We start from the raw sequence: 13134 nt of genomic DNA on the forward strand, positions 1-13134 counted from the left end.
CTGATATCCGCAATATCTTCGATTCTCTCAGGCGGCATCCCTATATCTTGGGAATCCGGGGAAGGAGCTACTGGCGCATTGTGAAAGTCACTCTTTTCCTTTATGGGGACGCCACGAGATCGATCCACTGCGCTATCCCAAGAGCGCCAAGACAGAGAAAAGCTTAAAATGAACCGTCGCCGCCGTATCTACGAGGGCAAGGCCAAGATTCTATATGAGGGACCGGAACCGGGTACGTTGATCCAGTTCTTCAAGGATGATGCCACCGCCTTCAACAAGAAGAAACACGAAGTTATCGACGGCAAGGGCGTTCTGAACAACCGCATTTGCGAGTTCATCTTCAACCATCTGAACAAGATCGGCATCCCGACGCATTTCATCCGCCGCCTCAACATGCGCGAGCAGTTGATCCGCGAAGTCGAGATGATCCCGCTCGAGATCGTCGTGCGCAACGTCGCCGCCGGCTCGCTCGCCAAGCGCCTCGGCATCGAGGAAGGCGTGGTCCTGCCACGCTCGATCATCGAATTCTATTACAAGTCGGACTCGCTCGACGATCCGATGGTCTCCGAAGAACACATCACGGCATTCGGCTGGGCCAACCCTGCCGAGCTCGATGACATCATGGCGCTCGCCATCCGCGTCAACGACTTCATGACCGGCCTCTTCCTCGGCGTCGGCATCCAGCTCGTCGATTTCAAGATCGAATGCGGCCGCCTCTTCGAAGGCGACATGATGCGCATCATCCTCGCCGACGAAATCTCCCCGGACAGCTGCCGTCTGTGGGACATCGAGACCCGCGAAAAGATGGACAAGGACCGCTTCCGCCGCGATATGGGCGGATTGCTGGAAGCCTATTCCGAAGTCGCGCGGCGCCTCGGCATCATCAATGAAAACGAGCCCGTGCGCGGCACCGGGCCTGTATTGGTCAAGTAAGTCAGGGAAATCGGCAAGTGATCAAAGCTCGTGTAACCGTCACGCTCAAGAATGGCGTTCTCGACCCGCAGGGCAAGGCAATCGAAGGCGCCCTCGGCGGCCTCGGCTTTTCCGGCATCGGCCAGGTCCGCCAGGGCAAGGTCTTCGACCTGCAGCTCGAAGGCGCAGACAAGGCCAAGGCCGAATCCGACCTCAAGGCCATGTGCGAGAAACTCCTCGCCAACACGGTGATCGAGAACTATACTATTTCTCTCGACTGAAGGTTGCGGAGAATGCGCGATGGCTGATGTAACTCAGGAATTCATGTATGAGCTTCTGAAGAAGATGCATCAGCGCTTCGACAAGATTGACATTTCGCTGGCAGAAATTCGCAGCGAAATGCAAAGCATGCGCGGCACGATGATTTCGGTCCATCAGGATCTCCATAATATTTACGGTATTCTGGATCGTCACGAGCAGCGTCTTGATCGCATTGAAAACCGTCTCGAACTCCGAGAACTGGCAGAAGCACAAGCAAGGTTTGAACCGCACCCATGAAGTCCGCCGTCGTTCAGCTCCCTGGTCTCAACCGCGATCGTGACATGATCGCTGCACTCACCAAGATTTCCGGTCACGCACCGGTGACGGTGTGGCAGACAGAAACGCAGATTCCGGATGTCGACCTGATCGTCATCCCCGGCGGCTTCTCCTACGGCGACTATCTGCGCTGCGGCGCGATTGCTGCCCGCATGCCGGTCATGCAGGCGATCATCGAGAAGGCCAAGCAGGGAACCAAGGTTCTCGGCGTCTGCAACGGCTTCCAGATCCTCGTCGAGGCGGGCCTCCTCCCCGGTGCGCTGATGCGCAATTCGTCGCTGAAGTTCGTCTGCCGCGAAGTCAAGCTCGAGGTCGTTAACGCCGATACAGACTTCAGCCGCGCCTATGCCAAGGGCCAGATCATCCGTTCGCCGGTCGCCCACCACGACGGCAACTTCTTCGCCGATGCCGAGACGCTGGCAAAGATCGAAGGCAACGGCCAGGTCGTCTTCCGCTATGCCGAAGGCACCAACCCGAACGGTTCCATCAATGATATCGCCGGCGTGATGAACGAGAGCGGCAATGTTCTCGGCATGATGCCGCATCCGGAAAACCTGATCGAGGCTGCCCATGGCGGCTCCGACGGCCGCGGTCTCTTCGCTTCGGCGCTGGATGTAATCGCCGCTTAATCTTCGCCGGATATCAGGTGGATCTAAACCACCGCTGGAGACCACCGATGCGCTTTGCGACCACCCTCACGGCTGCCGCCGCTCTTGCTGTCATCGGAATGCTGGCCGCGTCCTGCCAGTCCAAGGCGCCGCCCGTCAGCGCCAACCGCGACGCGCTCTCCACCATGGAGCGCGTTGCCGTCGGCGCCAATAATTGCTGGTTCAAGTCGGGCGACGCGGCCTTCGCGACCTACCGTCTGGCGCCGGAGCTCAATTCCTTCTCCGGCCGCCCGCGCATTCTCGTCGTTCACAAGAACAGCCCTGCCGGACTGCCGCATCTCGTCGTCCAGGCGGAAGGTAATCCGGCCCGCCTGCAGGCCTTCGGCCCGCTGATGTCCCAGCCGGTCTCCGCCCGCATCGCAGCCGACGTGAACCGCTGGTCCGCGGGCAGCAAAGCCTGCAGCTGATCAATCCCAGAAGAACGATTTGCCGACTTCGCGGGCCGCATCGGACTGCGACATGCCGATATCCTTGAGCTGATCAGCCGTCAGCTCGCGCAGCGCCCGGCGTCCCTCGCGCTTGCTGTGCCATTCGATAAATCCATTCCAGAGACGCTCAAGCCATGTCCCGCCGGTCGTTGTGACGCGGGGCGCAATGGCGCGCGGATCGCTTACCGATGCAATGGGTACAATTTCACCCTTTAGCTGAGGCATTATCGACATCGCCATCCTCCTATCGTTCGGCCGGCGTAAATGTCTCATATTCTTGACAGCGCAAGGGTGACAATCTATTCATTGTAACCATGACAAATTGGCTCCCAGATCTCTCGCGCGGTTCCGGCCCGGTCTATATGCGGCTGGCCGACAGCATCGAATCCGCCATCGCCAGCGGCGCGCTGCCCGCCGGCAGCAAGCTGCCGCCGCAGCGAAATCTCGCTTATGATATCGGGGTGACAATCGGAACGATCGGCCGGGCCTATGCGCTCGTTCACGAACGGGGCCTCGTTGCCGGCGAAGTCGGCCGCGGCACCTATGTGATCGACCGCAATCAGGCCTCGCCAAGCGAACAGGTCGACCCGCTAACGATTTCGCTCGGCGGCACCCGCGCCATCGACGCACCGCCGAACAAGATCCGCTTCGACACGACCGCGGCACCCGATCTCGGCCAAGGCAGGATTGTCGGGCGCATCCTCGGCGAAATCGGCGAGCAGCACATGTCGGAGGTCTCATCCTACTCGCGAACCTTCCCGCAGAACTGGTTCACCGCCGGACGGACATGGCTGTCGCGCAATGGCTGGGCGCCGGATGCCGCCAATATCGTCCCGACCTCTGGCGTCCACGCCGCAGCAATCGCCATCATCTCCGCTGTGTCCTCCCCCGGTGACAAGATCGTTTTCGAGAACCTCACCTATACGCAGGTCAGTCGCAGCGCCCGCATCCTTGGCCGCCGCACGATCATCGTCGATTCCGACGAACACGGCGTCATCCCCGAGGATTTCGAGCGTGTCTGCCACCAGCAGCATCCGAAGCTCGCCTTCCTGATGCCGACCGCCCACAATCCGACGCTCGCGACCATGCCGCTCGACAGGCGCCAGGCAATCGCCGAGATCGCGCGGCGCCACGGCGTCTGGCTGATCGAAGACGATCTTTATGGCGGCATGACCGGTGATACGACGCCGCTGCTCGCCTCGCTCGCGCCGGAGCGAACGTTCCTGATCAATGGCCTGTCGAAATCCGTCGCCGCCGGTGTTCGCGGCGGCTGGGCCGCCTGCCCGCCGCACTTTGCTCAGCGCATCAAGGTGACGCACAAGATGATCACCGGCGGCCTGCCCTTCATTCTGGCAGAGACAGCCGCACGGCTCGTCGAGTCGGGCGAGGCCCACAGCGTCCGCGCCGCAAGCGTCAAGGAACTCGCGTGCCGCGAGGCGATCGTGCGCGAACATCTCGCCGGTTTCGATTTCGTCTCCCATCCGCACGCGCCCTTCCTGTGGTTGAAGGTTCCCGACCCCTGGCATTCCGGCACCTTCAAGAATGCTGCCTATCAGGAAGGCGTGCTGATCGACGACGAAGACGAGTTCAAGTCGGCGCGCTCTGAGCGCGTCTATCACCGCGTCCGCGTTTCATTCTCTTCGCCGGCCGATGTCACCGAGCTCTCCCGCGGACTGACGACCCTGCGGCGCCTGCTCGAAAGCGGTGTCTCCTCCTACGACAGCGAAGTCTGATCCTGTTGCATTTCAGACTCAGCACGTCGCCAAAAACTGTCATATTTTAGGGGCGGCTTTACCTTTGCCCCTCGCTGGGTACCAATCGATCAGCAGCGCATGCTGCGATTCGATCAGCGCGAGGGAAACCGATGAACGCTTGTATCCGCAAAGTGGTCCTGCGTTTCCTGTCTGCATCCACCGTCGCGGTTCTCGCCGCCGGTGCATCGAGCCTGCCCGCGCATGCGCAGGATCAGATATTCGACGAACTGCGCTTCGGCGCCTCAGCGTCCATCCAGGGCGGCAGCGAACATGAAGACGGCGTCTTTCCCGAAGTAACCCTCTTCTTCGATCCATTCGGCCATGACGAAGCCGCCGGCCTGCAGAAGCTTGCGCGGCCGCGCATCCACTTGGGCACCTCGATCGGCACCTCGGGCTCCGCCACGCAGGTCTTCACCGGCTTCTCCTGGACTGCTGACTTTTCCGAGAAGCTCTTCGCCGAGGCGGGTTTCGGCGGCGTCATTCATACCGGCGAGCTCGACCACAATGACGACGGCCCTGCGCTCGGCTGCCGCGTGCTGTTCCACGAATACATCGGTGCCGGCTATCGCTTCGACAATCACTGGAATGTCATGGCTCAGGTCGCCCATTCCTCGCACGCCAATCTCTGCGACGGCCCGAACAACGGCATGACCCGCGCTGGCCTGCAGCTCGGCTATAAATTCTAGGCATCTGCCACTTCGAAAGGCGCCTCCGAGCCTCATTGTTGACGGCGGCCATTTTCCTGTCGCGCGCGCGGCCAACTTGGGTTAAAGACACCGCAAAACGCGCAACGGCAGGGACTTTCGAGAGCTCATGACCATATCCAATACCCGCCCGATCACCCCCGAACTCATCGCCAGCCACGGCCTGAAGCCGGATGAATATCAGCGGATCCTGGATCTGATCGGCCGCGAGCCGACCTTTACCGAGCTCGGCATCTTCTCGGCCATGTGGAACGAGCACTGCTCCTACAAGTCCTCCAAGAAGTGGCTGCGCACGCTGCCGACCAAGGGACCGCGCGTCATACAGGGGCCGGGCGAAAATGCCGGTGTCGTCGATATCGATGACGGCGACTGCGTCGTCTTCAAGATGGAAAGCCATAACCACCCGTCCTACATCGAGCCCTATCAGGGCGCTGCGACCGGCGTCGGCGGCATTCTGCGCGACGTCTTCACCATGGGCGCCCGCCCGATCGCCGCGATGAACGCGCTGCGCTTCGGCGAGCCGAGCCACCCGAAGACCCGTCACCTCGTTTCCGGCGTCGTCGCCGGTGTCGGCGGCTACGGCAATTCCTTCGGCGTCCCGACCGTTGGCGGCGAAGTCGAATTCGATGCCCGCTATAACGGCAACATTCTCGTCAACGCCTTTGCCGCTGGCCTCGCCAAGTCGAACGCCATCTTCCTCTCGGAAGCCAAGGGCGTCGGCCTGCCCGTCGTCTATCTCGGCGCCAAGACCGGCCGTGACGGCGTCGGTGGTGCGACCATGGCATCGGCCGAGTTCGACGAGTCGATCGAAGAGAAGCGTCCGACCGTGCAGGTCGGTGACCCCTTCACCGAAAAGTGCCTGCTGGAAGCCTGCCTTGAGCTGATGAAGACCGGCGCCGTCATCGCCATCCAGGACATGGGTGCCGCCGGCCTCACCTGCTCGGCTGTCGAAATGGGCGCCAAGGGCGATCTCGGCATTTTGCTCGACCTCGACACGGTTCCCGTCCGCGAAGAGCAGATGACCGCCTATGAAATGATGCTGTCGGAAAGCCAGGAGCGCATGCTCATGGTTCTCGAGCCATCGAAGGAAGAGGTCGCCAAGGCGATCTTCGTCAAGTGGGGCCTCGATTTCGCGATCGTCGGCAAGACCACCGATGACCTGCGCTTCCGCTGCGTCCACCAGGGTGAGGAAGTCGCGAACCTGCCGATCAAGGATCTCGGCGACCAGGCTCCGGAATATGATCGCCCGTGGCGCGAATCCGGCAAGCGCGCGCCACTGCCGGCCGAACTCGTCGCTGCCCCCGAAGACTACAACAAGGCCTTGCTCGATCTCGTTGGCTCCGCCAACCAGTCCAGCCGCCGCTGGGTCTACGAACAGTACGACACTCTGATCCAGGGTAACTCGCTGCAGCTGCCCGGCGGCGACGCCGGTGTCGTCCGCGTCGAAGGCCACCCGACCAAGGCGCTCGCCTTCTCCTCCGACGTCACGCCGCGCTATGTCGAGGCCGACCCGTTCGAAGGTGGCAAGCAGGCCGTTGCCGAATGCTGGCGCAACATCACCGCAACCGGCGCCGAGCCGCTGGCTGCGACCGACAACCTGAACTTCGGCAACCCCGAAAAGCCCGAAATCATGGGCCAGCTGGTTGAATCCATCAAGGGCATCGGCGAAGCCTGCCACGCCCTCGATTTCCCGATCGTCTCGGGCAACGTCTCGCTCTATAACGAGACCAACGGCGTCGCCATACTGCCGACCCCGACCATCGCCGGCGTCGGGCTGCTGCCCGACTGGAAGTCGATGGCCCGTATCGGCAGCGCCGCCGAAGGCGACCAGCTGATCCTGATCGGCACCGACGGCAGCCATCTCGGCTCGTCGATCTACTTGCGCGACATCATCGGCAGCACCGATGGCCCGGCGCCGGAGGTCGATCTCTTCGCCGAACGCCGCAACGGCGACTTCGTCCGCTCCGCGATCCGCAACGGCCAGATCAGCGCCTGCCACGACATTTCGTCGGGCGGCCTGGCGTTGGCGCTGGCTGAAATGGCGATGTCCTCGGGCAAGGGTCTCGATGTTAGCCTCTCGGACAGCAAGGGCGCGCCGCATGCGCTGCTCTTCGGCGAAGACCAGGCCCGTTACGTCGTCGCCGTGAAGGCCGATGTCGCCGACTTCCTCTGCGCCAATGCAGAAGGCGCCGGCGTTCCCTTCCGCCGCCTCGGCACCGTTGCCGGTGACAAACTGGTTGTCGATGATCTGATCGCACTGCCCATTCAGCAATTGCGCAACGCCCATGAATCGTGGTTCCCTGAATTCATGGATGGCCGCGGCGCACTCGCCGCTGCGGAATGATGCGCAAGGAGTAATCGATCATGCCCATGAAACCCGGCGATATCGAAGACATGATCAAGGCCGGGATCCCCGGTGCCAAGGTGACAATCCGCGATCTGGCAGGAGACGGCGACCACTACGCCGCCGAAGTCGTCGCCGAAGCCTTCCGCGGCAAGAGCCGCGTGCAGCAGCACCAGATGGTCTACGAAGCGCTGAAAGGCAACATGGGCGGCATATTGCACGCCCTGGCGCTGCAGACATCAGCACCTGAGTGAAATGCAAAATGCCCGGCACTGCCGGGCATTTTTGTTTAGGCCGCTTCGAACTCCATCAGCTCTCCAAGCTTGCTCTCAGCGACGATTGCGCCAGCTAGCGGCCCCGCCGTCAGCAAGGTGAAATCGAACGGCGCCTGGAGGTCCGGTCCGAGCACGTACTGGCGGTGGACGCGCAGGAAGTCGAGCTTGATCTTCTTGTAATGCTCCGGCGTCAGCATCTGCTTGACGCGGATGAACAGCATCTTGGCGGGCGGCGCGTCGGGGTGGCCGGTGACGGCGGCGACCGGGACCTTGTAGAAGTGGATGGCGTCGGTCAGGCACTGGACGTCGAGCCAGAAGATCGCGGGATTTCGGGCGATGGCGCCGACGCGGGATCTCAGGACACTGGCGGGCTTCAGAAGCGCGCATTGCAGCACGGCGGAGCCGAGCGAAGCGAAGACGACGCGCTTTCCGGCAAGCAGATTTGGTTCCCGCTCCAGGAGCATGCCTAGCACATGAGCGGCAACGCTGGAGCCCATGCTGTGCGAGGAGATCACGTATTCATCTGCCTCTTCCGCAAGGGCAGCGCGTGCAGCCACGGCGCAACGTTCGAGAAACGCGCTGAATTCGGGGCGGTTCATCCGTCCGAGCGCGACTGCCATTTCCCAATCGGCGAAGAGATGCAGCGTGTGGAACCGCTCTGTGAACGGCAGGAAGACGAAGGCGAAGAATGCGGCAGCGAGCGGCAGGCTCCAGATCAGGTTCCATGCCGGCAGGTCGAAGCCGAGGGGTGCAAGGGCGATCGTTGCCGTCAGCAGCATACCCAGCGTCATCAGCAGAAACGGAAAGATGAAAAACAGGCCGAAGCGCCAGGCGTGGCGGAAATAGGCGGCCATGGCCCCGTCGCCGATAATCCTGGCGGCTGCCGTGAAGCCGTCGATCATCCGCCGGGCAAGAGGCTTGTTGCGCAGGGACTGCACGAGTTCGTCGTGGTCGAGGATATGGATGCGGTTCTGCGTCTGCCAGGCCGCACTCTTGGCGTCGACCGTGAAGGAGACGGGATAGCCGGCATTCTCGACTTCACCGATCTCAGTCTCGAAGCCCCATACCTTGCCGCTCTGCTTTGCCGAACGCTCGTAGCGCGCGCGCTGCGCGCGGCCATCCAGCGGCTCAAAGCCCGGGAAGTGCAGCACGACCCGCTTCCTGATCAATTCCATCACGGTCTTTCCGGCAAGCCCCCATGGCACCATCGGCGCCGCCTTGCACGCCAAATAAGGCGGAAAAAACACGGACGGGCGCGAACAGCGCTTGCTAACGCAAAACATCCGGAATTCAATAGCCGGAAAATCAGTTTCTATCGCAGAAGGTGAATGATGGCCGATCTCATGAAGGAAATCGTCAACGGCGTGGTCGAAAGCGTCCTCAAGGAGATCCTGAAGAAGACGAGCGGCCGCTCGACGACGAAGCGCACCAAGCGGCAGACCCGCTCGGCAACGACGGGCCGGTTCAAGAAGGCCGCCGCCCCGCGCAAGACCGCCAAGAAGCAGGTCAGCAAACGCCGCACCGCCGCCGTTCGCAGCAAGCAGCGCAGCCGCTGACACCGCAGGCGTAACGAAAGCGCAACAGCATTACCTAGCATGCTTACGATTGGTCTTTTTTTGGCATTGACTGCTGGAATTTGAACCGGCGCATGCTATCTAAAGCTAACGATTGAAACGGTGGGCCTTTAACCCGCCTGTTGAAAGGATTAGGTCCCATGAGCGGCATCAACGAATTCATCGACAACGAAATCAAGAGCAACGACGTCGTCCTTTTCATGAAGGGCACGCCGCAGTTTCCCCAGTGTGGTTTCTCCGGTCAGGTCGTGCAGATTCTCGATTACATCGGCGTCGATTATAAGGGCATCAACGTGCTCGCCGATTCGGAAATCCGCCAGGGCATCAAGGATTACTCCAACTGGCCGACGATCCCCCAGCTTTACGTGAAGGGTGAATTCATCGGCGGCTGCGACATCGTCCGGGAAATGTTCCAGGCTGGCGAGTTGCAGCAGCATCTGCAGGAAAACGGCGTCGCGGTTCGCGCCGCCTCCTGACCGGGCACCGGGCGTCCGCCCGGTTTCCAAACCTGATTTGATTTGAGTCCGAGGCGCTGTGCTGAACAGCGCCTTGGCCTGTTTATGGGAATTTCTAAAGTGACGGACACCTCTCCCACCGTTACCGCGGGTCGAACACCTATGGGCAAGCGAGAGTTCATCTTTCTGGCTGCCTTCATGATGGCGGTCAATTCTCTCGCCATCGACGTCATGCTTCCTGCCCTCCAGCAGATCGGCGCCAATCTGGGGGTCGAAAGCGAGAACCACCGCCAGTTCGTCGTCTCGGCCTATCTCTTCGGCTTCGGCCTCGCGCAGCTGTTCTTCGGCCCGATCTCGGACCGGTTCGGCCGCCGCAAGCCGCTGTTTATCGGCCTCGTCATTTATATCTGTTCCGCCTTCGGCATTGCGCTCATCCCGTCCTTCGGCGGCCTTCTCGTCCTGCGTTTCATCCAGGGCATCGGCGCTGCGGCCACCCGCGTCATCACCATATCGATCGTCCGCGACATCTATGGCGGCCGGCAGATGGCCGAAGTCATGTCACTGATCTCGATGACGTTCATGATCGTGCCGGTCATCGCGCCGGGCACCGGTCAGCTCGTCATGCTGTTTTCGACCTGGCACATGATCTTCGTCTTCATTGGGGTGATGGCGACACTGATCCTGCTCTGGGCCTATAACCGCCTGCCGGAAACGCTGGCGCCCGCCAATGTCCGTCCGTTCACGGCCAAGTCCGTCATCGGCGGCTTCAAGGTGGTTCTGACCAACCGCAGCGCGCTTTGCTACACGCTGGCAACCACCGTCGTCTTCGGCGCGCTGTTCGGCTTCATCAACTCGGCACAGCAGATCTATGTCGGCATCTACGGGCTCGGGGTCTATTTTCCCTTCGCCTTTGCAGGTGTGGCGATCTTCATGTCCTTCTCGTCGTTCCTGAATGCGCGCCTTGTCGGCCGCTTCGGCATGCGGCGCCTGTCGCATGCCTCGCTGGTCGGCTTCATCGTCGTCAACACGATCTGGCTGCTCGTCCAGCTCTATGGGCCGCAGCCGACGCCGTTCCCGGTCTTCATCTGCCTGTTCGGTCTGGCGATGTTCCAGTTCGGCTGGATCGGCTCGAACTTCAATTCGCTCGCCATGGAGCCGCTCGGTCATGTCGCCGGCACCGCTTCATCGGTGCTCGGCTTCACCAGCACGATCGGCGGCGCAGCGATTGGCGCAGCCATCGGCCAGGCATTCGACGGCACGGCGCTGCCGATGGTCATCGGTTATTTCACCGTCGCCTTTATCGGCCTTGCCTTCGTGCTCGTTGCCGAAAAGGGACGGCTGTTCCAGCCACATAATCCGGCGGTCTGATCCGCCGGACGCATTCTTTCTTGGGGGTAATTCATCATGGCGCCGGATCACACGCCGCACGTCGAAAACCAGGGCTCGCGCCGCATCGGCATGGGCTTTGCGGAATTCGTCATCACCATCGCGATCATGACAGCCAGCATCGCCATGGCGATCGACAGCATGCTGCCTGCCCTGCCCGCCATCGGGCACTCGCTCAATGTCACCAACACCAATGATGCCCAGCTCGTCATCGCCGTGTTCTTCTTCGGCTTCGGCGTCTCGCAGATCCTGTTCGGCAGCCTCTGCGATGCCTTCGGCCGCCGCAACATCCTGCTCGGCGGTCTCGCCGTCTACGTGCTCGCCATGTTCGGCGCGGCCGCCACCTCAAGCTTCGAAATGCTGCTCGTCATGCGTTTCGTCCAGGGCATCGGCGGAGCTGCCGTGCGCATCACCAGCATGGCGATCGTGCGTGACTGCTTCGGCGGCCGCGAGATGGCGCGCGTCATGTCCTTCGTCATGATCGTCTTCATGATCGTGCCGATCGTCGCGCCGTCGGTCGGCCAGCTGATTATCAGCTATGCCAACTGGCACTGGATCTTCATCCTGCTCGGTCTCGTCGGCTCGATCCTGTTCATCTGGGCCGCAAGCCGCCTGAAGGAATCCCTGCCGCGTGAGGAGCGCATCCCGCTCTCCGTCCGCGCCGTCACCGACGGTTTCAAGACCGTGCTGACCAACCGCATCACCTGCGGCTACATGATCGGCCTGACGATGTTCACCGGCGTCATCAGCGCCTATGTCATCTCCGTCCAGCAGGTCTTCGGCGAGGTCTACGGCCTCGGCGACTGGCTGCCGATCGCCTTTGCGGCGACGGCCGGCGGTATTGCCGTTGCTAATTTCGCCAACGGCTTCTTCGTGCGCACCTTCGGCATGCGCCGCATTTCGCATGCAGCGGTTATCCTCTTCACGCTGGTCTCGGCTTTCGGCTACGTGATGGCGCTCGGCGGCGCGGTCAATTTCGTGCTCGACTACGCGCTCTTCACCGTGCTGCTGATGATGTTTGCCGTCATCGCCACCAACTTCACGGCGATCAGCCTCGAGCCGATGGGCAATCTTGCGGGCACCGCCACTGCCATCACCGGCTTCGTCTCGACGACCTTCGGTGCCGTGCTCGGCGGCGCCGTCGGCCAGATGTTCAACGGCACGGTCCAGCCGCTCTTCGCCGGCTTTGCGATCTTCGGCGCCGTCAGCGTTGCCGCCACACTCTGGGCAGAGAAGGGCAAGCTCTTCACCCATCCCGGCGACAGCCCGCAGCTGGATGCGGGTGCCGCACATTTCTAAAAAACGAAGGCCCGCTCTCGAGCGGGCCTTTTGCTGTCAGTCCATATAGGGCAGATGCGCCTCGTTGACGGCGGCAATGAACTTCTTGCGCGCCTCCCTGGCGCCGACCGCGCCATTGAAGACATCGAGGCAGGTCACCTCGGCGCGATAGAGCGCCGGCCCATCGGCAACCGGCCATTCGGTGACCATCATCCGGTAGGCATCGTGCACCGAACGGACGACGCGGTTGCGGCCGCGCAGCTTCAGCCTGACGGGATCGAATTTCCGGATGTCAGTCTTTTCCATGACGCAATACCTCACGCAAAACACGCGACTCAACGAATCACCGCGCGACTCGTTCCTTCCTTTCCGGGGTTAACCGCAACCATTCATGGTGCAGGAACCACACAGCGCCTACCAAAAGGCCGCATTGCGATGACATTCCGTTCATCTGGCGTTCATATTCCTTGTTGCCATCGCTCTTTAGGGTTAGTTTTAGCAGGCAACGATGGAGCAAGACATGATCAAGACCACCATCGCGGCTTCTGTGTTTGCCGCTTATGCTTTCGCGATGTTCGCCATCGCCTCCCTCCCCCAGAGCAACCCGATTGTTCCGGTCGATCAGCTGGTGACCAGCTCGACGAACTGAGCCGTCGCGCAAACGAAAAACCCCGCTCGATGAGCGGGGCCGGTTCGTGATCAAAATGCTTGGGAGGAAATATGCGTTTCCTCCTATCTATCCGGGCTGGACCGAAGCTT

17 protein-coding genes are annotated in these 13134 nt (G+C 61.5%); 14 read left to right on the forward strand and 3 right to left on the reverse strand.

Translation table 11 applies throughout. The features are described from left to right. Window positions 1–168 precede the first annotated feature (168 nt). Genes purC through ACEN84_RS19300 form a run of 5 tightly spaced genes read left to right on the forward strand, consistent with a single transcriptional unit; the run spans window position 169 to window position 2584 of the window. Window positions 169–933, forward strand: coding sequence for a phosphoribosylaminoimidazolesuccinocarboxamide synthase (gene purC / locus ACEN84_RS19280; RefSeq protein ID WP_112716451.1), 765 nt, complete (start codon window positions 169–171; stop codon window positions 931–933). 17 nt (window positions 934–950) lie between these two features. Further along, window positions 951–1193, forward strand: a complete 243-nt coding sequence (gene purS / locus ACEN84_RS19285) for a phosphoribosylformylglycinamidine synthase subunit PurS (protein WP_112716453.1) — start codon at window positions 951–953, stop codon at window positions 1191–1193. Between the two features lie 19 nt (window positions 1194–1212). Continuing rightward, the gene (locus tag ACEN84_RS19290) at window positions 1213–1470 is read left to right on the forward strand and encodes a hypothetical protein (protein WP_112716455.1); all 258 of its coding nucleotides are present in this window, start codon (window positions 1213–1215) and stop codon (window positions 1468–1470) included. Continuing rightward, on the forward strand, window positions 1467–2138 hold the full coding sequence (purQ, locus tag ACEN84_RS19295) for a phosphoribosylformylglycinamidine synthase subunit PurQ (protein ID WP_112716457.1): 672 nt from the start codon (window positions 1467–1469) through the stop codon (window positions 2136–2138). The genes ACEN84_RS19290 and purQ overlap by 4 nt, the downstream gene beginning before the upstream one ends. Window positions 2139–2185: 47 nt before the next feature. Beyond that, on the forward strand, window positions 2186–2584 hold the full coding sequence (locus tag ACEN84_RS19300) for a hypothetical protein (RefSeq protein WP_413709578.1): 399 nt from the start codon (window positions 2186–2188) through the stop codon (window positions 2582–2584). Here the strand turns inward: ACEN84_RS19300 and ACEN84_RS19305 are convergent, their stop codons facing one another. Next, window positions 2585–2839, reverse strand: a complete 255-nt coding sequence (locus ACEN84_RS19305) for a DUF1127 domain-containing protein (protein ID WP_199629559.1) — start codon at window positions 2837–2839, stop codon at window positions 2585–2587. An 80-nt stretch (window positions 2840–2919) separates the two neighbouring features. Here ACEN84_RS19305 and ACEN84_RS19310 point away from each other — a divergent pair, with 80 nt between their 5' ends. From ACEN84_RS19310 to ACEN84_RS19325, 4 genes are all read left to right on the forward strand, one after another. Beyond that, window positions 2920–4338: a PLP-dependent aminotransferase family protein gene (locus tag ACEN84_RS19310; RefSeq protein ID WP_413709579.1), complete on the forward strand. Its 1419-nt coding sequence runs from the start codon at window positions 2920–2922 to the stop codon at window positions 4336–4338. 131 nt (window positions 4339–4469) lie between these two features. Then, window positions 4470–5045: an acyloxyacyl hydrolase gene (locus tag ACEN84_RS19315; protein ID WP_413709580.1), complete on the forward strand. Its 576-nt coding sequence runs from the start codon at window positions 4470–4472 to the stop codon at window positions 5043–5045. Between the two features lie 127 nt (window positions 5046–5172). After that, on the forward strand, window positions 5173–7407 hold the full coding sequence (gene purL, locus ACEN84_RS19320) for a phosphoribosylformylglycinamidine synthase subunit PurL (protein ID WP_413709581.1): 2235 nt from the start codon (window positions 5173–5175) through the stop codon (window positions 7405–7407). 20 nt (window positions 7408–7427) lie between these two features. Beyond that, a complete protein-coding gene (locus ACEN84_RS19325; protein ID WP_037061327.1) occupies window positions 7428–7661 on the forward strand; it encodes a BolA/IbaG family iron-sulfur metabolism protein in 234 nt (77 codons plus the stop codon). 35 nt (window positions 7662–7696) lie between these two features. Here ACEN84_RS19325 and ACEN84_RS19330 read toward each other — a convergent pair whose 3' ends face one another. Next, window positions 7697–8857: a hypothetical protein gene (locus ACEN84_RS19330; RefSeq protein WP_413709582.1), complete on the reverse strand. Its 1161-nt coding sequence runs from the start codon at window positions 8855–8857 to the stop codon at window positions 7697–7699. Window positions 8858–9013: 156 nt separating this feature from the next. Here ACEN84_RS19330 and ACEN84_RS19335 point away from each other — a divergent pair, with 156 nt between their 5' ends. The 4 genes from ACEN84_RS19335 (at window position 9014) to ACEN84_RS19350 (ending at window position 12396) form a co-directional block, all read left to right on the forward strand. Next, window positions 9014–9238 carry a hypothetical protein gene (locus ACEN84_RS19335; protein ID WP_413711329.1) on the forward strand — a complete coding sequence of 75 codons (225 nt, stop codon included), beginning with the start codon at window positions 9014–9016 and terminating at the stop codon, window positions 9236–9238. A 158-nt stretch (window positions 9239–9396) separates the two neighbouring features. Continuing rightward, window positions 9397–9732, forward strand: a complete 336-nt coding sequence (gene grxD, locus ACEN84_RS19340; protein WP_199629554.1) for a Grx4 family monothiol glutaredoxin — start codon at window positions 9397–9399, stop codon at window positions 9730–9732. 141 nt (window positions 9733–9873) lie between these two features. Continuing rightward, window positions 9874–11079 carry a multidrug effflux MFS transporter gene (locus ACEN84_RS19345; protein WP_112716473.1) on the forward strand — a complete coding sequence of 402 codons (1206 nt, stop codon included), beginning with the start codon at window positions 9874–9876 and terminating at the stop codon, window positions 11077–11079. 36 nt (window positions 11080–11115) lie between these two features. Continuing rightward, window positions 11116–12396, forward strand: coding sequence for a multidrug effflux MFS transporter (locus ACEN84_RS19350; protein ID WP_413709583.1), 1281 nt, complete (start codon window positions 11116–11118; stop codon window positions 12394–12396). 36 nt (window positions 12397–12432) lie between these two features. On the opposite strand, the gene ACEN84_RS19355 is transcribed toward ACEN84_RS19350, so the two are convergent. Then, complete coding sequence (locus ACEN84_RS19355) at window positions 12433–12681, reverse strand: DUF982 domain-containing protein (RefSeq protein WP_162708680.1); 249 nt, start codon at window positions 12679–12681, stop codon at window positions 12433–12435. 214 nt (window positions 12682–12895) lie between these two features. Here ACEN84_RS19355 and ACEN84_RS19360 point away from each other — a divergent pair, with 214 nt between their 5' ends. After that, window positions 12896–13024, forward strand: a complete 129-nt coding sequence (locus ACEN84_RS19360) for a hypothetical protein (protein WP_281438206.1) — start codon at window positions 12896–12898, stop codon at window positions 13022–13024. Window positions 13025–13134 lie beyond the last annotated feature (110 nt).

This window comes from Rhizobium sp. Rhizsp82 (assembly GCF_047325115.1).
GTDB lineage: Bacteria > Pseudomonadota > Alphaproteobacteria > Rhizobiales > Rhizobiaceae > Rhizobium.

Excerpts from the sequence above, each read along its gene's own strand:
- purC (WP_112716451.1), top strand. The coding sequence starts at position 169 with ATGAACCGTCGCCGCCGTATCTACGAGGGCAAGGCCAAGATTCTATAT.
- ACEN84_RS19305 (WP_199629559.1), bottom strand. The coding sequence starts at position 2,839 with ATGTCGATAATGCCTCAGCTAAAGGGTGAAATTGTACCCATTGCATCG.
- ACEN84_RS19360 (WP_281438206.1), top strand. The coding sequence starts at position 12,896 with ATGATCAAGACCACCATCGCGGCTTCTGTGTTTGCCGCTTATGCTTTC.
- ACEN84_RS19350 (WP_413709583.1), top strand. The coding sequence starts at position 11,116 with ATGGCGCCGGATCACACGCCGCACGTCGAAAACCAGGGCTCGCGCCGC.
- ACEN84_RS19325 (WP_037061327.1), top strand. The coding sequence starts at position 7,428 with ATGCCCATGAAACCCGGCGATATCGAAGACATGATCAAGGCCGGGATC.
- grxD (WP_199629554.1), top strand. The coding sequence starts at position 9,397 with ATGAGCGGCATCAACGAATTCATCGACAACGAAATCAAGAGCAACGAC.
- ACEN84_RS19315 (WP_413709580.1), top strand. The coding sequence starts at position 4,470 with ATGAACGCTTGTATCCGCAAAGTGGTCCTGCGTTTCCTGTCTGCATCC.
- ACEN84_RS19290 (WP_112716455.1), top strand. The coding sequence starts at position 1,213 with ATGGCTGATGTAACTCAGGAATTCATGTATGAGCTTCTGAAGAAGATG.
- ACEN84_RS19335 (WP_413711329.1), top strand. The coding sequence starts at position 9,014 with ATGGCCGATCTCATGAAGGAAATCGTCAACGGCGTGGTCGAAAGCGTC.
- ACEN84_RS19345 (WP_112716473.1), top strand. The coding sequence starts at position 9,874 with ATGGGCAAGCGAGAGTTCATCTTTCTGGCTGCCTTCATGATGGCGGTC.
- purL (WP_413709581.1), top strand. The coding sequence starts at position 5,173 with ATGACCATATCCAATACCCGCCCGATCACCCCCGAACTCATCGCCAGC.
- ACEN84_RS19310 (WP_413709579.1), top strand. The coding sequence starts at position 2,920 with ATGACAAATTGGCTCCCAGATCTCTCGCGCGGTTCCGGCCCGGTCTAT.
- ACEN84_RS19355 (WP_162708680.1), bottom strand. The coding sequence starts at position 12,681 with ATGGAAAAGACTGACATCCGGAAATTCGATCCCGTCAGGCTGAAGCTG.
- ACEN84_RS19300 (WP_413709578.1), top strand. The coding sequence starts at position 2,186 with ATGCGCTTTGCGACCACCCTCACGGCTGCCGCCGCTCTTGCTGTCATC.
- ACEN84_RS19330 (WP_413709582.1), bottom strand. The coding sequence starts at position 8,857 with ATGGAATTGATCAGGAAGCGGGTCGTGCTGCACTTCCCGGGCTTTGAG.
- purQ (WP_112716457.1), top strand. The coding sequence starts at position 1,467 with ATGAAGTCCGCCGTCGTTCAGCTCCCTGGTCTCAACCGCGATCGTGAC.